This is a genomic window from Streptomyces sp. NPDC020965, assembly GCF_044333555.1.
Classification (GTDB): Bacteria; Actinomycetota; Actinomycetes; order Streptomycetales; family Streptomycetaceae; genus Streptomyces.
The window spans coordinates 66,604-85,355 of the sequence record NZ_JBIRRE010000020.1 but is presented as its reverse complement, the minus strand read 5'-3'; the positions used below and the strand labels follow the sequence as shown (position 1 = coordinate 85,355).

Here is an 18,752-nt window from a genome sequence, read left to right as displayed (position 1 = left end):
TCCACCGTCAGATCATCGGCGAAATGCCGATCGCCAGTCGCGTCGGGCACATACTTCACACAGACAACGATCCTCAAGCTCACGCCGGCTCTCCTACTTGCAGTGGCCATTTCCGTGGGTCCCCAAGCCGAAGGCCAAGGGCCTGCCTTGTCAGGCAGCATAGGCGCCTGACGGCGGGGTTTCCGGTCGGGTCGACCCGCGATCCGAGCGAAATATTACTCGCCAGTACGTTCTTAACGTACCCCCGCGGAAACAGCGGGGAACTGTGACGTTGACAACGCCCCTGAGACCGATCGACACGCCACCGGGGAAACGCGTGCGGCGTGTCGCGAAAGCCGCCCACCCGGGCCGCTACGACAACCCCGGTGTTCGCGCGCCCTCCCCGGAGAGTGCGCGAACACCGACGACGGGACACCCCGGAACGGGCCCGTTCGCCGGGAGCGGCGCCCGATGGCGGCGGGTGGTGGTGGGCACGGTCGAGCGAAGGCGGCTTCCATCCGGGGAACCCTGCGGGGCACCATCCAGGACAGAAAGGTACGACGTGACAAGAATCTCCCCCGCCGGCACCGCCAGGACTGGTCAGCGCGCCGCGCATGGGGCACGATCTGCCCAGTGCCGAAAACCTACGGCTGCGTAACTTAACCGGGCGAACCCTCCCCGGGCACGGACAGAAGGGTCCTCCTCCAGATGGCAGAGCTCGTCTATCGGCCGGTCATCGGCGCCGCCCGCACCATGTTCAAGGCGCTGGACCTGAAGATCGACACTCAGGGATCGCAGTACATTCCCCGCACCGGTGGTGCGGTGCTGGTCAGCAATCACATCAGCTATCTGGACTTCGTCTTCGCCGGTCTCGGCGCCCTTCCGCAGAAGCGGCTGGTGCGTTTCATGGCGAAGGATTCCGTGTTCCAGCACAAGGTCTCCGGTCCGCTGATGCGCGGAATGAAGCACATTCCGGTGGACCGCAAGCAGGGCGAAGCGGCCTATCAGCACGCGCTGGAGTCGCTGCGCTCGGGAGAGATCATCGGGGTCTTCCCCGAAGCGACGATCTCGGAGTCGTTCACCTTGAAGTCGTTCAAGTCCGGCGCCGCGCGCATGGCTCAGGAGGCCGGTGTGCCGCTGATCCCGATGGCGCTCTGGGGTACCCAGCGGGTCTGGACCAAGGGCCGTCCGCGCAATTTCAAGCGCAGCCACATCCCGATCACCATCCGGGTGGGCGAGCCGATGGAGGCTCCGACCGACCAGTACGCGGGTGCGATCACCCGGCGGCTGCGCGAGCGGGTGCAGGAGCTGCTCGAAGCGGCCCAGCGCTCCTACCCCGTACACCCCAAGGACGCGTCCGACACCTGGTGGGTGCCCGCGCACCTCGGGGGTACGGCTCCGACGCCGGCCGAGGTGCGCGGAGCGCACTGAGCCGCAGCCCCCACATCAACACGCCGACGCATCAACGCGCCAGGACGGGCTGGGGGCGGCACAGATGTCACCGGGGCGGGTGGACCGTGATCCGCGCCCCGGGGCTCAGCTTCGCCAGCGACTCGGCGAGTTCGTCACCCGCGGCCACCAGCTCGTCCACCGTCATGGGTGCGAGCGCCTCCAGCAGGAAGACCGCGCTCACCGATGCCTCGGTGAGTCGGGTGCGCGGTCCCTGGCGCCAGTTCCAGCGGCGGCAGGTGACGCCCTCGTCGTCGCACCAGACGGGCTCTCCCGGCTCCGGGTGCTCCACGCTCTCCACGCCCGCCGCGACGGTGGCGAACGGCTCGTCCCCGGTGGCGCGCACCAGCCGCATACCGCCCTGGACGCGGTCGAGGTCTTCGCCGCCGACCGGGATCAGATGGGCGACGCTGATCGCGTTGTAGAGGTCGACCAGCAGATTGATCCGGGGTAGCCCGCCATCGGCGAGAGCCCTTTTCGCCAGCGCCTCGGCGGAGTTGCGGGTGCGGGACGGCTTGGCACCGAAGGCGGTGTAGATCTCCCGCCAGGCGGCCATGTGCGGGTCCTCGTGCGGTGCGCGGCCGTCGAGCCGGGCGGCGAGCCGGCGGGCGGCGTCGTCGAGGAGGGCGGAACTGGCCTCGTCGCTGGGGCCGTTGACCAGGCCGTGCGCCTCGACGACGAGCCGGGTGAAGCCGGGCGCGAGGTCCTTGATCTCGTCGGAGACGGTGAGCGTGAGCGCCATGCCGAAGTGCCTCACAGTTCGGTGGGGAGTTGTGGCCAGAGGGACTCCCGGTCGGTCGCGGCCCGGAGAGCGCCGAGGACCACAGGATGCGGTGCAGCATACAGGACCGGATAGTCCATTTCGCTGGACCCGGGCGTGATCGGAAAGGCCAGCCGCTCCCCATTGAGCGAGAACCGCGCGTCGACACCGGGCCGGTTGCCGCGCGGGTCCTGCCGGTGCCAGGTCGCGCTTCCGGGCAGCCGGACGGCGACCAGCCCGTGGATCACCCCGAGGTTCTGGTAGCAGAAGGCGGTGGGGATGCCCTCCGCGCGCAGCAGCGCGGCCAGGGCGTGCGATTTGGCGTAGCAGATGCCGGTACGGAGCCGCAGCACGTCGGAGGCGCGCCAGGTGACCCGGGGGTCTCCCGCGTCATGGGAGTGCGGGATGGTGTCCCGGACGAATTCAAAGGCCGCCTCGGCGTATGCATATGCGTCGCCATGGGCACTTCGAAGGCGGGCCGCGGTCTCGCGCACCAGCGGGTGCTCATGATCGATGACCTGGTCGGCGGCGAGGTAGGCGGAGAGTTCGGGTGTCTGCTGGATCAGCTCCATGCCCGACGACCCTAGAGATACGGCCGACCGGAGTCAATCTTCTTCCGGTCGGCCGCATACCTATGCAGTCGGTATCCGTACAGCCCGGTCAGGCGGCGATCTCTTCCTTCAACGCCTGGACGAAGGAGTCCACATCGTCCTCCGTGGTGTCGAAGGAACACATCCAGCGGACGTCGCCGGCCGCCTCGTCCCAGAAGTAGAAGCGGAAGCGCTGCTGGAGCCGTACGCCCACGTCGTGCGGCAGCCGCGCGAAGACCGCGTTGGCCTGGACGGGGTGGAGGATCTCCACCCCGTCCACCTGGCGCACTCCGGCGGCGAGCCGGGCGGCCATGGCGTTGGAGTGCCGGGCGTTGCGCAGCCACAGATCACCCGCGAGCAGCGCCTCCAACTGCACGGAGACGAACCGCATCTTCGAGGCGAGCTGCATCGACAGCTTGCGCAGATGCTTCATATGGCTGACGGCGTCCGGGTTGAGGACGACGACCGCCTCACCGAACAACATGCCGTTCTTGGTGCCGCCGAAGGTGATGACATCGACGCCGACGGCGTTGGTGAAGGCCCGCATCGGGACGTCCAGGGACGCCGCCGCGTTGGATATCCGGGCCCCGTCCAGATGGACCTTCATCCCGCGCTCATGGGAGTGCTCGACGATGGCGCGGATCTCGGCCGGGGTGTAGACGGTGCCCAGTTCGGTGTTCTGGGTGATCGACACGACCTGCGGCATCGCCCGGTGCTCGTCGTCCCAGCCGTACGCCTGCCGGTCGATCAGCTCGGGGGTGAGCTTGCCGTCCGGGGTGGGTACGGTCAGTAGCTTCAGCCCGCCCATCCGCTCCGGCGCGCCCCCCTCGTCCACGTTGATGTGCGCGCTCTCGGCGCAGATCACCGCGCCCCAGCGGTCGGTGAGCGCCTGGAGCGCCGTGACGTTGGCCCCGGTGCCGTTGAAGACCGGGAACGCCTCGGCCGTGGCGCCGAAGTGGCTGTGCATGACGCGCTGGAGGTGGTCGGTGTACTGGTCCTCGCCGTAGGCGACCTGGTGGCCGCCGTTGGCGAGGGAGAGCGCGGCGAGGATCTCCGGGTGGGCGCCGGCGTAGTTGTCGCTGGCGAAGCCGCGCACTTCGGGGTCGTGGTGACGGCGGGCCGCCGTCCGGGGGGAGATCACGGTTGGGGCGTCAGCCACAGGCGCTGTCCATTCGCTTCGCTGGCGGACCGGTCCCAGACGCCGGCGATGGCGTCGGCCAACTCCGTCACGTCCGTGAAGCCCGCGAATTTCGCATTCGGGCGCTCGGCCCGCATGGCGTCGTGCACGAGGGCCTTGACCACCAGGATCGCGGCAGCGGCACCGGGGCCCTGGTCACCCCCCGCCTTGCGGAAGTCGTCGGCGAGCGCGAGGGTCCATGCCTCGGCCGCGGCCTTGGCGGACGCGTAGGCCGCGTTGCCCCCGGTGGGGCGGCCGGCCCCGGCCGCGCTGATCAGCAGATAGCGACCGCGGTCGCTGCGCAGCAGCCCGTCCCGGAAGGCGAGGGAGGTGTGCTGGACGGTGCGGATCAGCAGCCGCTCCAGAACGTCCCAGTCGGCGAGTTCCGTGGCGGCGAAGGACGCGCTGCCGCGCCAGCCGCCGACGAGGTGCACCAGACCGTCGATCCGGCCGAACTCCTTCTCCGTCTTGTCCGCCCACTCCCGGGTGGCGGCGAGATCGAGGAGGTCGACGGTGTCCCCGGTGACGGTGGCACCGCCGTGGGCGTAGCGGGCGGCGTCGACCGCCACCGCCAGCCGCTCGGGGTCGGCGTCCGCGCCGACGACGGTGGCCCCGGCCTCGGCGAGCCTGAGCAGGGCCGCGCGTCCGGCCGGTCCGGCCGCACCGGCGACCGCGATCACGGCGCCCTCCAGCGGACCGCCTGAGTTGTTCATGGTCGTCGCCTCCTGTGTACCTGTACTCACGCGGCTACCCCGGAGACGCCGTCGGCGGTCGTGGGGCCCGCGGCGGTGATCCCCTTGGTCGAGGCGATCACCTTCTTCAGCTTCTTGGAAAGCGCCTCATAGAACATGCTGAGCGGAAACTCGTCGGGAAGCACGTCGTCCACGAGCTTCCGGGGCGGCTGCGAGAGGTCCAGGGCGTCGGGACCCTTGGCCCAGCGGGAGCCGGGGTGCGGGGCGAGATAGGTGGAGACCAGCTCGTACGCGGCGAACCAGTGGACCAGCTTGGGCCGGTCGATGCCGTCGCGGTAGAGCTTCTCGATCTCGGCGCAGAGCTGGTTGGTGACCTGCGGCGCGCGCTCCCAGTCGATCTTCAGCGTGTTGTCGGTCCAGCGCAGCACGTCGTGCTGGTGGAGGTAGGCGAAGAGGAGCTGCCCGCCCAGACCGTCGTAGTTGCGCACCCGCTCACCGGTGACCGGGAAGCGGAACATCCGGTCGAAGAGGACGGCGTACTGCACGTCACGGCCCTGGCTGACGCCGTCGGCCTCCAGGTTCACGGCCTCCTTGAAGGCGGTGAGGTCGCAGCGCAGCTCTTCGAGCCCGTACATCCAGAACGGCTGGCGCTGCTTGATCATGAAGGGGTCGAAGGGCAGGTCGCCGTGGCTGTGGGTGCGGTCGTGGACCATGTCCCAGAGGACGAACGCCTCCTCACAGCGGGCCTGGTTGTCGACCATCTCCTGGATGTCGGCGGGGAGTTCGACGCCGAGGACATCGACGGCGGCGGTCGTCACGGCGCGGAAGCGTGCGGCCTCGCGGTCGCAGAAGATGCCGCCCCAGCTGAACCGCTCGGGGGCCTCGCGCACGGCGATGGTCTCGGGGAAGAGGACCGCCGAATTGGTGTCGTACCCCGAGGTGAAGTCCTCGAAGGTGATACCGCAGAAGAGGGGGTTGTCGTAGCGGGTGCGCTCCAGCTCGGCGAGCCACTCGGGCCACACCATGCGCAGGACGACGGCCTCCAGATTGCGGTCCGGGTTGCCGTTCTGCGTGTACATGGGGAAGACGACGAGGTGCTGGCGGCCGTCGGTGCGGGCGGCGGCGGGCTGGAAGGCCAGCAGCGAGTCCAGGAAGTCGGGGACGCCGAAGGCGCCGTCGGCCCAGGCGCGCAGATCCGCGACGAGGGCGCGGTGGTAGGCGGCGTCGTGCGGCAGCAGCGGGGACAGCTCCGCCACGGCGGCCACGATCCGGCCGAGCACGGCTTCGACGGCCGCCCGGGTGGGCGCGCCGTCGGCGTCGAAGTCGATCGAGCCGTCCTTCGACTGCCAGGGCCGTATTTCCTCGACGGCGTCCCTGAGCGTCGGCCAGGCCGCGTGCTCGATCACCCGCTCGGCGGTGGATACGGCCGCACTTCCGGCGTCCTGCACAAGAATTTCCGTCATGTCACTTCCTCCACGGGAGAACCTCGCGTCAAGACACCGTATCCATGCGACATTCTCCCGGACAAGTGGGGTCACATAAATTATCCTGCACACCCCCCATGATCGCCGGAAGGTTTACGGTCCAGACAGCTACCCGCGATGGCTTCCGCCACTCCCGCCAGGGCGTGCCGGGCCTCCCCCACCGCGCCTCCCAGCGCCAGGAAGCCATGGAACATCCGGGGGTAGTGCGCCTCGGTGACCCGAACCCCGGCGGCCGCCAGCTTCGCCGCGTACGCCCGCCCCTCGTCGCAGACCGGATCACAGCCGGCCGTGACGAGATGGGTGGGCGGCAGACCGGCGAGATCGGCCCGCAGCGGTGAGGCGAGCGGATGGCGGACATCGCCGTCCGGCCCCAGGTACTGGTCCCGGAACCAGCGCAGGTGCGCCGCCGTGAGGTAGTAGCCGTACGCGTTCCTCCGGTGCGACGCGGTGTCCAGCGCGGCGTCGGTGGCCGGATGGATCAGCACCTGGAGGGCGAGGGACGGGCCGCCGCGCTCCCTGGCCAGCAGCGCGGCGCAGGTGGCCAGGGTGCCCCCGGAGCTGTCCCCGGCGACCACCAGCGCTCCCGTGGCGCCACCCAGCTCGTCCACGTGCCCCGCCGCCCAGCGGACGGCGGCGTACGCGTCCTCGACCGGCGCGGGGAAGCGCGCCTCGGGGGCGAGCCGGTAGGCCACGGCGACGACCACGGCCGATGCATCACGGCAGATCTGGCGGCACAGCCGGTCATGGCTCTCCAGACCGCCGAGCACCCAGCCGCCGCCGTGGAAGAAGACCACCGTCGGACACGGTCCGCCGCGGGCCGGGGGGTGGTAGATCCGGACCCGTAGCTCGGGTGCCCCCACCGGACCGGGGATCATCCGGTCGGTCACCGATCCCACCTTGCCGCGGCCGAACGCCATCACCGCGGCGTCATGGATCCGCCGCGCCTCCACCGGATCCATCACCGTCCCCCCGACATCGGGGAACACGGCCGCCATCGCGTCGACGTACTCCCTCACTTCGGGCGCCAGCCCGTCGATCCCACCCGTCATCGGGGCCCCTTCATCCGCCGCGTCGTCCGGCACCCCGCCGAAACGACGTGCGACAGCATGGCCGCTCACCCGGCCGCGCGCCACCGCCCCCCGCGATCCGCCCGGTTCGTACCGGCCGCGTCAAGGCGTGGGAGACGCGCCCACGGAAGAGGGAGCGGGTTCGGTGCCCGGGGTGGCCGACAGCCCTTGCCGGACCGCCCGACTCCGGCCTGTACGAGCGGTTGCCCCGGCCGGGACGGCCACTAGGCTGCGTCCTTGCCGCCCGGCGCTGTCAGGCCGCACCGGGCGGGAGCCGCCGTCGACGGAAGCGAGAGAATCTTGACTTTCCTCACCATCGGTCATCGCGGGGTCATGGGCGTCGAGCCGGAGAACACCCTGCGCTCCTTCGTGCGGGCCGAACGCTCCGGCATGGACGCCATCGAACTCGATCTGCATCTCAGCAAGGACGGCGCGCTCGTCGTCATGCACGACGCCGAAGTGGACCGCACGACCGACGGGACCGGACCGGTCGCCGAGAAGACCCTCGCCGAGCTGCGCGAGCTGGACGCGGGCGACGGCCAGCGGGTACCGGTCTTCGACGAGGTGCTCGACGCGGTACGGGCCCCGCTGCAAGCGGAGATCAAGGACGTGGCCGCGGCCCGCGCGCTCGCCGAGGTGATGCTGCGCCGCGATCTCGTCCACCGGGTCACCGTCTCGTCCTTCCACGACGAAGCGGTGGCCGAGATCAGCTCCCTGGTACCGGGAGTCCGGACGGTGCTCATCGCCAGCCGCTGGGGCACGGACATCGTGGACCGGGCGAAGGCCGCGGGCGCGGGCTCCCTGGCCCTGAACATCCGCCGGTTGACGCTGGAGACCGTCGAGCACGCGCACGGCGAGGCGCTCCAGGTGATCGGCTGGGTGGTGAACACCCAGGAACACCTGCGGCTGGTGCGCGCGCTCGAACTGGACGGCGCGACGACGGACTTCCCCGAGATCCGCCGCACCGGCCGTTTCACGGCCTAGCGGGACGTCGCGGACCGGGGCTACCGGACGGTCAGATCCTTCACGAGCAGTTCGAAGGCGAGATCGTCGCGGAACGGCTCGCCACAGGTCTCATCGCCGTACGGGAAGGGGCTCAGCTCCCCCGTACGGCGGTAGCCGCGCCGCTCGTACCAGGCGATCAGCTCCTCCCGCACCGAGATCACGGTCATCTGCATCTCGCGGGTGCCCCAGCCCTCCCGCGCGGTGCGCTCCGCCTCGGCGATGACCCGGCGGCCCAGGCCGCCGCCCTGGAGCTCCGGGCGGACGGCGAACAGCCCGAAGTAGGCGACGTCCCCCCGGCGTTCGAGCTGGCAGCAGGCGATCGTCATACCCTCGCGGAGCACGACGAGGAGTCTGCTGTCGGGGGCGTCGATGATCGCGCGGACGCCCCGGGCGTCCGTCCGGCCGCCCCCCAGGAGATCGGCCTCGGTGGTCCAGCCGCGCCGGCTGTCGTCGCCCCGGTAGGCGGATTGGATCAGCGCCAGCAGGGTGGGCACATCGTCCTCGACGGCGTCGCGGAAGGTGAGTTCGCCGGACCCGGGGGGCGCGGTCTCGGTGTCGGTGTCGGTGTGCATGGAAAGTGCTCTCCGTTCTCGGCGTTCGCCGCTCACTCCGTGCCGGATTCTGCGCCGGTCCCGCCGCTGCCGGAAGTCCCCGGATCGCCGCGGTGCGTGAACGCCACGAGGGTACGGGGTGCCCCCGACCCGGTGGACCAGTGGTACGGGCCCCGGGTACCGGCTCGCTCTCCCCGCCAGGGGGGCCACTCCGACCGGCATCGCGTCGTGATGGACCGGCGCGCGGCCGGCGCGGGTGGATCCGGGCGCGCGGGAGTGCTCCCCCCGCACCCCCGTGCGCTCGGGTGTGCCCCCGCCCGGGGCGGGCATCGACCTCCCGACACCGGCGAAAGAGGGTGCGCGGTGCACGGACCCGCGTTGTCCGGGTGGCTGCTCATGGCGCTGTGCGGAGCGACCGGCGGATACGGACTCGTACGGATGCGCGGCGGCGCGGGCGAGAAGCACAGCGAGAGCCACGGTGAAGCCTGCGGTGCGGCCCGCAGTGAGGCCCGCGGCGAGGCCCTGATGGGCTTCGGGATGGCGGTGATGGCGGCTCCTGCGGCCGTTCTCGCCCTGCCCGGCTGGAGCTGGCTGGTGTACTCCGCGGTCTTCGGCGGTACGGCGCTCGGCGCCCTCTGGTCGGCCCGGCACGACGCCCGCGCGCTGCACCATGCCGTCGGCTCGCTCGCGATGGTCTACATGGCCGTGGCGATGGGGCCCGGCGCGGGGCAGGGCGGGCACCACACGGCGGCCGGGCTGCCCGTGCTGACCGGTGCGCTGCTGGCCTACTACGCGGGATACGTCCTGCTCGCCGGCGCCCGGCTCGCCCCCGCGCCCGGTGCGGGCACGGGGGCCGCCGACGACCCGGTGCCCGGGCTGGCGCCGGCCTGCCGGCTCGCCATGGGGCTCGGGATGCTGACGATGCTGCTCCTGCTCTGACCCCTTGCCCAGGAATCGCCGTCACCGCCGCCATCACGCCGGGGAAACGTGTCGTGCGTCACTTGCCGCTCCGGCCCATACCCGCGCGTAGCCCCGCCCTCATAGGCTGATCACATGTTGGTCTCCCTCGTGCTGCTGTCGCTGGGCGCGCTGGCCGCCGTCCTCGCCCCGCGTCTGGTGTCGCGCGCCGACTGGTCGGAGCGCGAACCGATCGTGGCGCTGTGGGTGTGGCAGTGCGTGGTGGCGTCGGTGCTGCTGTCCTTCGCGCTCTCCATGACCTTCAGCGCGGCGGCGGCCTGGCAGCTCGTACGCGGACACGTCTTCGCACCCGCCCCGCACGGGGTCATGGAGGCGTACGCGCTCGGGGCGGACGAGCCGTGGCCCGCGGTGCTCGCCGTCATCCTCGCTCTCGGCGGCCTGTGGACCCTCGCGATGCTCGCCCGAGAGATCAAGGAAGCGCGGGACCGGCGCGGGAAGCGGCGTACGGAGCTTCAGGTGCGCGCCCCGCTGCTGCCGGGCGAGACTCCCGGCAGCGAGCGGCTGGTCGTGCTGGAGGGCGAACGGCCGGACGCCTGGTGGCTGCCGGGGACCGCACCCCAGTTGGTCATCACGACGGCCGCGCTGCGCCGGCTGAAGGGCAGCCAGCTCGACGCCGTGCTGGCGCACGAACAGGGACACGCCCGCGCCCGCCATGACTGGCTGCTGCACTGCTCCGCGGCGCTGGCCAACGGATTCCCGCAGATCCCGGTATTCGCCGCGTTCCGCGACGAGATGCACCGGCTGGTCGAGCTCGCCGCCGATGACGTCGCCTCCAAGCGTTTCGGGCGGCTGACGATCGCCCTGGCGCTGGTCGAACTCAACGAGGACCGTGGCGTCTTCGGTCCCTGCCCGACCCCGGACGCCCAACTGCCGCAGCGGGTGCACCGGCTGCTGGCAGCGGCTCCACGCCTCACCGCTGGCCGCCGCCTGCGGCTGACGGCCGCCGCCGCGCTGGTCCCGGTGGTCCCCCTGCTGGTGGCCTTCGTACCCGCGCTCCGCGCACTGGGCTAGCTCGTCTCTTCACCGTCCCGTCTTTCTGTAGTGCCCTGGCACGCGCACTCCCCAGGGTCTTTCGTCTGGATCTCGCTGGGCTCGCGTGCCCCGGCACCGCACCTCGCCGGGCGCCCCCCGCCGGGGGACGGACCACACCTCCCGGTGGCACGCGCCCGGCGACGCGGTAGTCGTACTCCTCGGCCAACGGGGAAGATCTCCCCTATGCGTTCTCCCCGATCGGTAACCCCCACCTCCCCCGCGCCCCCGCACCGCCTGTCCGGAATGGCCCGTACGGCTGTCGTCCTCGCGGTTCCCTCCGTCGTGCTGGTGATCCTCGTCGCGATCTCCTGGTCCCCGCTCCTCGACTTTGACCGGTCGGTGGCCGAGTGGCTGCACCGGTGGGCGGTGGACGAGCCCGGACTCGTCCACGTCAACCGGGTGCTCACCGACTGGTTCTGGGACCCGTGGACCATGCGCGTGCTGATCGCCGTCGCCTTCGGCTGGCTGTGGTGGCGCGGGGAGCGGGTGCTCGCGGTGTGGGTGGCCGCGACGAGCGCCGTGGGCACCTTCATCCAGCAGGGACTGAAGGCATCGATCGGGCGGGAACGGCCGCAGTGGCCCGATCCGGTCGATTCGGCGCACTTCGCGGCCTTCCCGTCCGGACACGCCATGACCGCGACGGTCGCCTGCGCCCTGCTGGTCTGGCTGGCCGTACGGCACGGGGTGACCGGCCGGACCCGGCTCTGGTGCGTCGTCCTCGCGGCGGTCTCCGTCGCCGGAGCGGGCGGCACCCGGCTCTTCCTCGGCGTGCACTGGCCCACGGACGTCCTGGCCGGCTGGCTGCTGGGGGCCTGCTGGGTCGCCCTCTCGATCACGGCCTACCACCGGCTGGAACTCTCCCGACGGCACTGACGGCCGCGCCGGCTCCCCGGACGGAGCGCGGTCCGAGCCGGGCCGGGCGATCCCCCGCGTCGCCCGGTCCGGTGCGGACCCCCACCGACCGTGGGCCATAGGGCCGCCCAGCGGGGGGACGCGCTGAGTATATTGGCTGTGAGCCAGTCAACGCAGGAGTCAAGCATGTCCCCGCGGAGCGCGTCGGTCAATGAAGAGCTGCGCCGGCGTTCCCGGGAGCGGCTCCTCCAGGCGACGGTGGACCTCGTCGGCGAGCGGGGTTACGAGGCCACGACGCTGGCCGACATCGCCGATAGGGCGGGCTCGGCACGCGGTCTGGTCTCGTACTACTTCCCGGGAAAACGCCAACTGTTGCAGTCGGCGGTGCACCGGTTGATGCACCGCACCCTGGAGGCGGCGCTGCGCCGCGAACCTCATACGGAGGACGGTCGCGAGCTGCTGGCGCGGGCGATCGATGCCGTTCTCGGGCTCGCCGTGCACCATCCGGTCCTGATGCGGACCCATATGTCATGGGTGCTCCAGGCGGAGGGCTTCGTCCAGTGCCCGGAACAGCAGCGGCTGGCGTCCCTGCTGCGCGATGCCGTGGAGCGGTACGGCTCCGGTCAGGTCGACACCGACTATCCACTGCTACGGGCCCTGTTGATGGGCGCCGTCTTCGCGATCCTGCTGCCGGGGGCGCCGATGCCGCTGGCGCGGTTGCGGGCGGAACTGTTCCAGCGGTACGGGCTGGAGTGGCAGCTCGGTTCCCCGCCGGACGGCGAACCGCCCGGCGGGGGACACATCATGACGACAGTGGATCAGTCGTCGTGGTCGTCGTCATCGTCATCGTCGTCGTCGCGGTCGAAGTAGTCGGGCTGGGTCTGCGCGTTGAGCTCGGGCAGCCGCACCCGCTTCGCCGGGTCCGTACGCCTGTCGTTGATCTTCAGGACGTCCAGGCCCTTGGCGATGTCATTGGAGTAGACGTAGCCGTTGTAGTAGTACGCCGACCACGGGCCCGCCGTGGTGACCTGGTCGAGGGTGACCGGGCCGCGCTCGAAGTAGCCGATCTCCTTGGGCTTCGACGAATTGGTGAAGTCCCAGACGGAGATGCCGCCCTGGTACCAAGCCTGGACCATCAGGTCGCGGCCCTTCACCGGGATGAGCGAACCGTTGTGCGCCACGCACACCTCGGCGTCGGCCTGGTGCCGGTCGATCTTGAAGTAGCTTCGGAAGACCAGCTTGCGCTTGTCGCCCTTGCCGACGACGTCGTAGATGCCGTTGGCGCCGCGCTTCGGGCCGATCCGCTCGTTGCAGGTGGCCGCGCCACCGCCGCCGAGCTCATCGGTGAAGACGATCTTGTTGGCGTCCTGGTTGAAGGTGGCCGAGTGCCAGAACGCGAAGTTCACGTTGTCCTGGACCCGGTCGATGATCTTCGGGCGCTCCGGGTCCTTGATGGAGAACAGGATGCCGTCACCCATGCAGGCACCGGCGGCCAGGTCCTTCGAGGGGAGCACGGTGATGTCGTGGCAGCCGGTGGTCTGGGTGACACCCGGGTTGGTCGGCGCGCCCGGGTTGCCGCCGTCCGGGAAGAGCACCGGGAAGCCCACGAGCTTCGCCTGCTGGGGCGCCTTGCGCGGCACCTTGATGATGGAGATGCCGTCGTGCGGCGGCTGGCAGTCGGGGAACGACGCGCTCGGGAAGTACGACGACACGTAGACATAGACGTTACGGCCGTCGGGGATGATCGTGTTGGTGTGCGAGCCGCAAGCGGTCTCGACGGCGGCGACGTACTTCGGGTTCCGCTTGTCGCTGATGTCGAAGATCTTGATGCCCTCCCACGATTCCTTCACCGTGGCCGACTGCGACGTGCTCTTGCAAGAGTTGTCGCTGCGTGAGGAGTCGGTGGACAGGAAGAGCAGGTCGCCGGAGACCGAGACGTCGTTCTGGCCACCGGGGCACAGGACTTCCGAGACCGTCTTCGGCTTCTTCGGGTTGCTGATGTCGAAGATGGTGAAGCCGTCGTAGTTGCCCGCGTAGGCGTACTTCCCCTGGAACGAGATGTCCGTGTTGGTGCTCTTGAGGGCACCCTTGGGGACGTTGACGAGGTGTTCGACGTTGTCGCTGTGGACGATCTCGTCGATGCCGGGTATCTCGCCGCCCTTGATCGCGGAGCGGGCCTCGGCCTCCTGGCCCGATGTGACGTCCTTCTGGGGGACGGTGGCGTCCCCGGGGTCGGGGGTCGCGACGGCGGGTCCGGCCGTCAGCAGCGTGGCCAGAAGACCGGCCGCGGCTGCCGCCACGCCCAGACGTCTCCGCCGCACGCGGGTGTTGTGCAACAGGGTCACTGCGTCCTCCCTTGTATCCGTTCCTGATCGAACGGTGTACAGACCCCGGCAGTATCTTCCTTTGCATGGGCATCTCAATAGATGGCAACAGAGACGTAATGAAAGTTTTTGATCAACTGCGTAACTTTCCGTGCTAGGAAAGTTCCCAAATGGTCATCATGCAGCTCCCATATGACGGCTAACCACCCCAAGTGCCTCAGGAGGTCACCGTGTTCAATCGTCGCCGGACCGCAGGAGTCCGCAAGGCGGTGATCGCGGCCGCGGTCACCGCCGCCGTACTCCCCCTGGGCGCCTGCGAGTCCGACTCCGGCGCCCCCGCCAGCGGCAAGAAGGACGTGGGTCCGTCGGTGGTGGCCCCGGACGGACCGGGGGATCCCGCGAAGACACTCTCGGCGGAGGACGTCAAGAAGGCCCTGCCGGACGACTCGCCCAACTCGGCGGACCTCTCCTACGCCCACATGATGATTGAGCACCACCGCCAGGCGCTGACCATGACCGCGCTCGTCCCCGGCCGTGCCAAGTCGGACCAGGTCAAGCGGTTGTCGGAGCGCATATCGGCGGCCCAGGAGCCGGAGATCGGCGCGATGGAAGGCTGGCTGAAAATCAACGGCGGGAAGGCGAAGGGGGGCCACGACCACAGCGGTCACGGCTCCGAGCCGATGCCGGGGATGGCGACCGCCGCACAGTTGGCGCAGTTGCGCGCCGCAAAGGGCACCGCGTTCGATGAACTCTTCCTCAAACTGATGATCACGCACCATCAGGGCGCGATCACCATGGCGTCGGAGGCGCTGGTCGGAGGCAACAACGTGCGGGTGGAGGAGATGGCGACCGACGTGGTCGCTCAGCAGACGACCGAGATCCACCGGATGCGCGGCATGTGACGGCGCCGGCCCCAGCGCCATCACCGGTGACGGGAGTCCGTCACCAGCGCCGCCGCCGGTGGCAGGGCGTCATCGGCGCTGGTGGCGCGGTGCGAGATACCCCTCGTCGCGGGCGCCGGCGATCAGCCGCAGCGACCGACGTCGGCTGCGGCCGGTCGCGCTCATCACCGCGAGCACCGGATCGACCCCGTCCCGCTGCGCCGACCGGTAGGCATCGGCGGCGGCCCGGCGACCCGCCCGGCCACGAGCTGCTCCGGCACGCGCCCGCCGGCGGTCCCGCACCGGGGCGCGTGCCGGGGGCGTCTGGTCGCCCGCACCGGCGGACTCGTCCGGAGGCGGTGGGTCACCGACGGCGGTACGGCAGGCGTCCTGGAGCGGATCCCCGATCCGGTCGGCGAGGACCGTGAGACCCCGGAGGGGCAGCGGTGGGTCGGCCCGCATGTCCTCGATCGCGATCCGGTCCCCGTCCACCACGGCGAGCACATCGAGCCGGGTGCCGTCGGCGAAGGTCAGCCGGACGTCGAACCAGGGGGCGCGGAGTTCGCGGCGCGCTGCGGCGCCCTGCCCCGCAGCGGGTTCGAGTGCCTCCACCCGGGTGACGACGCCATGGCCCTGGACCTCCCAAACGGGCGGATACGGCAGGACTCCGTTCAGTTCATGCTGATCATTAGCGTTAAGAAACGTAGTTTCTTGCACAATTAGCACGTAACCAGTCAATTCATGACTCAGGGCGGCGGCACGCACGCCAGAACGCCGCACAGCACCCTGACAGCGCATCTCCCCAGGCTCCCGGGCCGGTGCCATGCTGGAGGTCCTCCGGTGGGAAGGAGTACAGCCGTGCTTCGCGTCGCCGTCGTCGGATCGGGACCCAGTGGGGTCTACGCCGCGCAGGATCTCGTCCGGCAGACCCAGGTCCCGGATGTGCGGGTCCATGTACTGGACCGGCTCCCCTGCCCCTACGGACTCGTGCGCTACGGGGTCGCGCCCGACCACGAGAAAATCAAGTCCCTCCAGGACACCCTCCGCACCGTGCTGGAGCACGAGCGGATCGCGTTCATCGGCAATGTGGAGGTGGGCACGCGCGGGCTCGGCCCCGAGCGGCTGCTCCGCCTCTACCACGCCGTCGTCTACTGCGTCGGCGCGGCCAGGGACCGCCGGCTCGGCATCCCCGGAGAGGATCTGCCCGGCAGCCATTCGGCCACCGACTTCGTCTCCTGGTACAGCGCGCACCCGGACGCCGCCGCGGACGGCTTCGCGCTCACGGCCCGCTCGGCGGTGGTCATCGGGGTCGGCAACGTCGCCGTCGACGTGGCGCGCATCCTGGCGCGCGGCGCGGACGAACTGCGCCCGACCGACGTACCCGCCACCGCGCTGGGCGCGCTGGCGCTCAGCCGGGTGCGGGACGTCCATATGGTCGGCCGGCGCGGCCCTTCGGGGGCCAAGTTCACCACCAAGGAGCTGCGGGAGCTGGGCTCGCTGCCGGCCGCCGACGTGATCGTGGACCCGACCGATCTCGCCCTGGACCCGGCGTACGCCGCTCCCGGGACGACGGCGGCGCTGTCCGCCGTCAGCCGGCGCAATGTCGATGTCGTACGGGGCTGGGCCGAAGGACCGCCGCCGCACCGGGACCGCCGCATCCATCTGCGCTTCTTCCTGCGCCCCGTGGAGCTGCTGGCGGCGGACGACGGGGTCGGGGCCGTCCGGTTCGAGCGGACCGTCCCCGACGGGGACGGCGGGGTCCGGGGCACCGGCACGTACGAGGACATCCCGGCCCAGCTCGTCCTGCGGGCGGTCGGCTACCGGGGGGTGCCGCTGCCCGGGCTGCCGTTCGACGCCGCGCGCGGCACGGTGCCGCACAGCGCCGGCCGGGTGCTGCGCGACGGCGCGTGGTCCCCCGGGGAGTACGTGGCCGGCTGGATCAAGCGCGGTCCGACCGGGGTGATCGGCACGAACCGGCCGTGCGCCAAGGAGACCGTGGCCTCGCTCCTCGGCGACGCGGCGGCGCTCGCCGCCCGCGCCGTGGCGGACGATCCACTGGCCGAGCTGCGGGCGGCGGGGCACCGGCCGGTGGAGTGGCCGGGCTGGGAGGCGATCGTGGCCGCGGAGGCGGCGCACGGGCGGGCGCTGGGCCGACGGACCGTCAAGATCCCCGACTGGCCGGGCCTGTTGGCCGCGGCCGGCGACTGACCGCCCCCGCCCCGGGCTTGCCGCGCTCGGGCCGCCCCGGCTCAGCCGGTGGGTCGGTGCCCCCCGGTGCGGGCGTCCGCGGAAGCGAGCGTGGCCGCGCGGGCGCGGGCACCCGCGCCCATGCTCTCGCCGAGGCGCCGCGTCTGGCGGGCGGTCGCGGCGAGGACGCTGTCGAGGAGGCCGGGGAAGAGCGCGTCCAGATCGTCGTGGCGCAGTTCGTTCATCTTGGCGGTGCCCTGATAGACCTGCCGGATCACCCCGCTCTCGCGCAGCACGCGGAAGTGGTGGGTGCTGGTGGACTTGGTGACGGGCAGGTCGAAGGCGGAACAGGAAAGCCGCTCCGGGGCCGCCGAGAGGGCGCTCACCACGCGCAGGCGCATGGGGTCGGAGAGGGCGTGCAGGACGCCCTCCAGGCGGATGTCGGCGCGCGGGGGGTGGGCGAGTGCGCGGGGGTTCGGTTCGAGGTCCACGCGGTGGCTCCGCTTCATCGGTGCTGTGGTGTCCGGCCGGGTCGGCGCGGGGTGGCCGGCAGGGGTCGGCCGGCGGTCCCATCGTACGAAACTCTTCGTAGTTTGACATCGCGCATATGACGATGACTCTCGTACGAGCTTCCGCCAACCCACCGCCGGGGGGCGGGGAGCCCGTGGTGGGCCTGTTGTTCCAGCCGCTGCTTCGCCGACGATCCCCAACCGCGCCCGGACGGTCCCCTGCGCCGGTACTCGGCCGCGGACCCCACCCCCGGCGGTGCGGTCACCGCTCAGCAGGCCACGCTCATCCCGCCAGCTCTCCGAGGAGGGCCCAGGTGCGGCGCCGGTCGGCCTCGCCCGCGATCTCGGTCCCCGCGAACACCACCTCCGTCGCCCCGGCGTCCCGGTAGCGCCGCACCTCGGCGGCGACCGCACGCTCATCGCCGATCACGGCCACATCGACGGCCCGCCGGCCGCCGGAGAGTGCGATGGCCCGCGCGTAGGACGGGATCTGTTCGTAGAAGGCGAGCCGTTCGGCGACCTTCTCCCGTACGGCGTCGACGTCGTCGGTGACCACGCCGTGCACCAGGGCGACGATCCGGGGCGCGGGCCGGCCGGCCGCCGCGGCTGCGGCGGTGACCGCGGGCACGATGTGCTCGCCCAGGGCGCGCGGCCCGGCCAGATAGGGCAGGATCCCGTCCGCCAGTTCACCGCTGGCGCGCAGCGCCTGGGGGCCCATCGCGGCGACGAGCAGCGGAACCCCGCTCTCCGCGCCCGGCACCTTCGCGGGGATGGGCGTGGCCGCGGTGAGCAGTTCGCCGCGGAAGTCGGCGGCGCCGGTCTCGGTCAACTGCCGCAGCGCGGTGAGGAATTCACGCAGTCGCGCGACGGGGCGTGCATAGGGGATGCCGAAACCGCCCTCGGTCAGCAGTTTGGTGCCGAGCGCCAGACCGAGGTGGTAGCGGCCGTGTGTGGCCGCCTGGGCGGTCAGCGCCTGGCCGGCGACCACCAGCGGGTGGCGGCCGAAGACAGGGATCGCCGATGTCCCCACCTGGAGGCCGGGCACTTCCCGCCCGACGATGGCCGCGAGCTGGGGCGAGTCCGCGCCGAAGGTCTGCCCGAACCACGCCGACCGCAGCCCGGCGGTCACGGCCTCGCGGGCAAGTCGTACTGAGGCATCGATCTGGTTGTCGGCGTCGGTCGCGTTGAGCGCTACTCCTGTGGTCATGACCGTGCGAACCAGCGGCCTCCGGCGA

General features: G+C 71.1%; 18 protein-coding genes and 2 pseudogenes. 8 read left to right on the top strand and 12 right to left on the bottom strand.

Going from position 1 to position 18,752, the window contains the following annotated elements; all coding sequences use genetic code 11:
* A pseudogene (locus ACH4S7_RS35915) lies at positions 1 to 83 on the bottom strand (electron transfer flavoprotein subunit beta); the annotation flags it as partial.
* 604 nt (positions 84 to 687) lie between these two features.
* Between ACH4S7_RS35915 and ACH4S7_RS35910 the strand changes: the two are divergent.
* Entirely contained in the window at positions 688 to 1,410 is a 723-nt protein-coding gene (locus ACH4S7_RS35910) for a lysophospholipid acyltransferase family protein (protein WP_398525624.1), read from the top strand.
* A gap of 67 nt (positions 1,411 to 1,477) precedes the next feature.
* Here the strand turns inward: ACH4S7_RS35910 and ACH4S7_RS35905 are convergent, their stop codons facing one another.
* The 6 genes from ACH4S7_RS35905 to ACH4S7_RS35880 form a co-directional block, all read right to left on the bottom strand.
* Positions 1,478 to 2,170, bottom strand: a complete 693-nt coding sequence (locus ACH4S7_RS35905; protein WP_398525623.1) for a B3/4 domain-containing protein — start codon at positions 2,168 to 2,170, stop codon at positions 1,478 to 1,480.
* 11 nt (positions 2,171 to 2,181) lie between these two features.
* Positions 2,182 to 2,760: a transglutaminase family protein gene (locus ACH4S7_RS35900; protein ID WP_398525622.1), complete on the bottom strand. Its 579-nt coding sequence runs from the start codon at positions 2,758 to 2,760 to the stop codon at positions 2,182 to 2,184.
* A gap of 88 nt (positions 2,761 to 2,848) precedes the next feature.
* On the bottom strand, positions 2,849 to 3,937 hold the full coding sequence (locus ACH4S7_RS35895) for a threonine aldolase family protein (protein WP_398525621.1): 1,089 nt from the start codon (positions 3,935 to 3,937) through the stop codon (positions 2,849 to 2,851).
* Positions 3,916 to 4,668: an SDR family NAD(P)-dependent oxidoreductase gene (locus tag ACH4S7_RS35890; protein ID WP_398525620.1), complete on the bottom strand. Its 753-nt coding sequence runs from the start codon at positions 4,666 to 4,668 to the stop codon at positions 3,916 to 3,918. The genes ACH4S7_RS35895 and ACH4S7_RS35890 overlap by 22 nt, the downstream gene beginning before the upstream one ends.
* 26 nt (positions 4,669 to 4,694) lie before the next feature.
* Positions 4,695 to 6,110 carry a DUF6421 family protein gene (locus tag ACH4S7_RS35885; RefSeq protein WP_398525619.1) on the bottom strand — a complete coding sequence of 472 codons (1,416 nt, stop codon included), beginning with the start codon at positions 6,108 to 6,110 and terminating at the stop codon, positions 4,695 to 4,697.
* An 80-nt stretch (positions 6,111 to 6,190) separates the two neighbouring features.
* Positions 6,191 to 7,180, bottom strand: a complete 990-nt coding sequence (locus tag ACH4S7_RS35880; protein WP_398525618.1) for an alpha/beta hydrolase — start codon at positions 7,178 to 7,180, stop codon at positions 6,191 to 6,193.
* Between the two features lie 318 nt (positions 7,181 to 7,498).
* Here ACH4S7_RS35880 and ACH4S7_RS35875 point away from each other — a divergent pair, with 318 nt between their 5' ends.
* A complete protein-coding gene (locus tag ACH4S7_RS35875) occupies positions 7,499 to 8,182 on the top strand; it encodes a glycerophosphodiester phosphodiesterase (RefSeq protein ID WP_398525617.1) in 684 nt (227 codons plus the stop codon).
* Between the two features lie 20 nt (positions 8,183 to 8,202).
* On the opposite strand, the gene ACH4S7_RS35870 is transcribed toward ACH4S7_RS35875, so the two are convergent.
* Entirely contained in the window at positions 8,203 to 8,775 is a 573-nt protein-coding gene (locus ACH4S7_RS35870) for a GNAT family N-acetyltransferase (RefSeq protein WP_398525616.1), read from the bottom strand.
* 342 nt (positions 8,776 to 9,117) lie between these two features.
* Here ACH4S7_RS35870 and ACH4S7_RS35865 point away from each other — a divergent pair, with 342 nt between their 5' ends.
* The 4 genes from ACH4S7_RS35865 (at position 9,118) to ACH4S7_RS35850 (ending at position 12,486) form a co-directional block, all read left to right on the top strand.
* The gene (locus ACH4S7_RS35865) at positions 9,118 to 9,693 is read left to right on the top strand and encodes a DUF5134 domain-containing protein (RefSeq protein ID WP_398525615.1); all 576 of its coding nucleotides are present in this window, start codon (positions 9,118 to 9,120) and stop codon (positions 9,691 to 9,693) included.
* 114 nt (positions 9,694 to 9,807) lie between these two features.
* Positions 9,808 to 10,743 carry a M56 family metallopeptidase gene (locus tag ACH4S7_RS35860; protein WP_398525614.1) on the top strand — a complete coding sequence of 312 codons (936 nt, stop codon included), beginning with the start codon at positions 9,808 to 9,810 and terminating at the stop codon, positions 10,741 to 10,743.
* A gap of 204 nt (positions 10,744 to 10,947) precedes the next feature.
* Positions 10,948 to 11,637, top strand: a complete 690-nt coding sequence (locus ACH4S7_RS35855; RefSeq protein ID WP_398525613.1) for a phosphatase PAP2 family protein — start codon at positions 10,948 to 10,950, stop codon at positions 11,635 to 11,637.
* Positions 11,638 to 11,802: 165 nt separating this feature from the next.
* Complete coding sequence (locus ACH4S7_RS35850; RefSeq protein ID WP_398525612.1) at positions 11,803 to 12,486, top strand: TetR/AcrR family transcriptional regulator; 684 nt, start codon at positions 11,803 to 11,805, stop codon at positions 12,484 to 12,486.
* Here the strand turns inward: ACH4S7_RS35850 and ACH4S7_RS35845 are convergent.
* Positions 12,435 to 13,961, bottom strand: a complete 1,527-nt coding sequence (locus ACH4S7_RS35845) for an LVIVD repeat-containing protein (RefSeq protein ID WP_398525611.1) — start codon at positions 13,959 to 13,961, stop codon at positions 12,435 to 12,437. The two genes, ACH4S7_RS35850 and ACH4S7_RS35845, sit on opposite strands and share 52 nt — an antisense overlap.
* Positions 13,962 to 14,170: 209 nt before the next feature.
* Between ACH4S7_RS35845 and ACH4S7_RS35840 the strand changes: the two genes are divergently transcribed.
* Positions 14,171 to 14,842 (top strand): DUF305 domain-containing protein, encoded by a 672-nt coding sequence (locus tag ACH4S7_RS35840; RefSeq protein ID WP_398525610.1) that lies wholly within the window; start codon positions 14,171 to 14,173, stop codon positions 14,840 to 14,842.
* Between the two features lie 69 nt (positions 14,843 to 14,911).
* On the opposite strand, the gene ACH4S7_RS35835 is transcribed toward ACH4S7_RS35840, so the two are convergent.
* Positions 14,912 to 15,433 carry a DUF6214 family protein gene (locus ACH4S7_RS35835; RefSeq protein WP_398525609.1) on the bottom strand — a complete coding sequence of 174 codons (522 nt, stop codon included), beginning with the start codon at positions 15,431 to 15,433 and terminating at the stop codon, positions 14,912 to 14,914.
* Between the two features lie 246 nt (positions 15,434 to 15,679).
* On the opposite strand from ACH4S7_RS35835, the gene ACH4S7_RS35830 reads away from it, so the two are divergent.
* The gene (locus ACH4S7_RS35830) at positions 15,680 to 17,029 is read left to right on the top strand and encodes an FAD-dependent oxidoreductase (RefSeq protein WP_398525608.1); all 1,350 of its coding nucleotides are present in this window, start codon (positions 15,680 to 15,682) and stop codon (positions 17,027 to 17,029) included.
* Between the two features lie 125 nt (positions 17,030 to 17,154).
* On the opposite strand, the pseudogene ACH4S7_RS35825 reads toward ACH4S7_RS35830, so the two are convergent.
* Positions 17,155 to 17,517 (bottom strand): annotated as a pseudogene (locus ACH4S7_RS35825) (ArsR/SmtB family transcription factor); the annotation flags it as partial.
* Between the two features lie 283 nt (positions 17,518 to 17,800).
* Entirely contained in the window at positions 17,801 to 18,724 is a 924-nt protein-coding gene (locus ACH4S7_RS35820) for a TIGR03564 family F420-dependent LLM class oxidoreductase (RefSeq protein ID WP_398525607.1), read from the bottom strand.
* Between the last annotated feature and the right edge of the window lie 28 nt (positions 18,725 to 18,752).

What these genes read in the sequence shown, in the direction of transcription:
- ACH4S7_RS35910 (WP_398525624.1), top strand. Translation starts at nt 688, where the DNA reads ATGGCAGAGCTCGTCTATCGGCCGGTCATCGGCGCCGCCCGCACCATG.
- ACH4S7_RS35905 (WP_398525623.1), bottom strand. Translation starts at nt 2,170, where the DNA reads ATGGCGCTCACGCTCACCGTCTCCGACGAGATCAAGGACCTCGCGCCC.
- ACH4S7_RS35900 (WP_398525622.1), bottom strand. Translation starts at nt 2,760, where the DNA reads ATGGAGCTGATCCAGCAGACACCCGAACTCTCCGCCTACCTCGCCGCC.
- ACH4S7_RS35890 (WP_398525620.1), bottom strand. Translation starts at nt 4,668, where the DNA reads ATGAACAACTCAGGCGGTCCGCTGGAGGGCGCCGTGATCGCGGTCGCC.
- ACH4S7_RS35885 (WP_398525619.1), bottom strand. Translation starts at nt 6,110, where the DNA reads ATGACGGAAATTCTTGTGCAGGACGCCGGAAGTGCGGCCGTATCCACC.
- ACH4S7_RS35880 (WP_398525618.1), bottom strand. Translation starts at nt 7,180, where the DNA reads ATGACGGGTGGGATCGACGGGCTGGCGCCCGAAGTGAGGGAGTACGTC.
- ACH4S7_RS35870 (WP_398525616.1), bottom strand. Translation starts at nt 8,775, where the DNA reads ATGCACACCGACACCGACACCGAGACCGCGCCCCCCGGGTCCGGCGAA.
- ACH4S7_RS35860 (WP_398525614.1), top strand. Translation starts at nt 9,808, where the DNA reads ATGTTGGTCTCCCTCGTGCTGCTGTCGCTGGGCGCGCTGGCCGCCGTC.
- ACH4S7_RS35855 (WP_398525613.1), top strand. Translation starts at nt 10,948, where the DNA reads ATGCGTTCTCCCCGATCGGTAACCCCCACCTCCCCCGCGCCCCCGCAC.
- ACH4S7_RS35850 (WP_398525612.1), top strand. Translation starts at nt 11,803, where the DNA reads ATGTCCCCGCGGAGCGCGTCGGTCAATGAAGAGCTGCGCCGGCGTTCC.
- ACH4S7_RS35820 (WP_398525607.1), bottom strand. Translation starts at nt 18,724, where the DNA reads ATGACCACAGGAGTAGCGCTCAACGCGACCGACGCCGACAACCAGATC.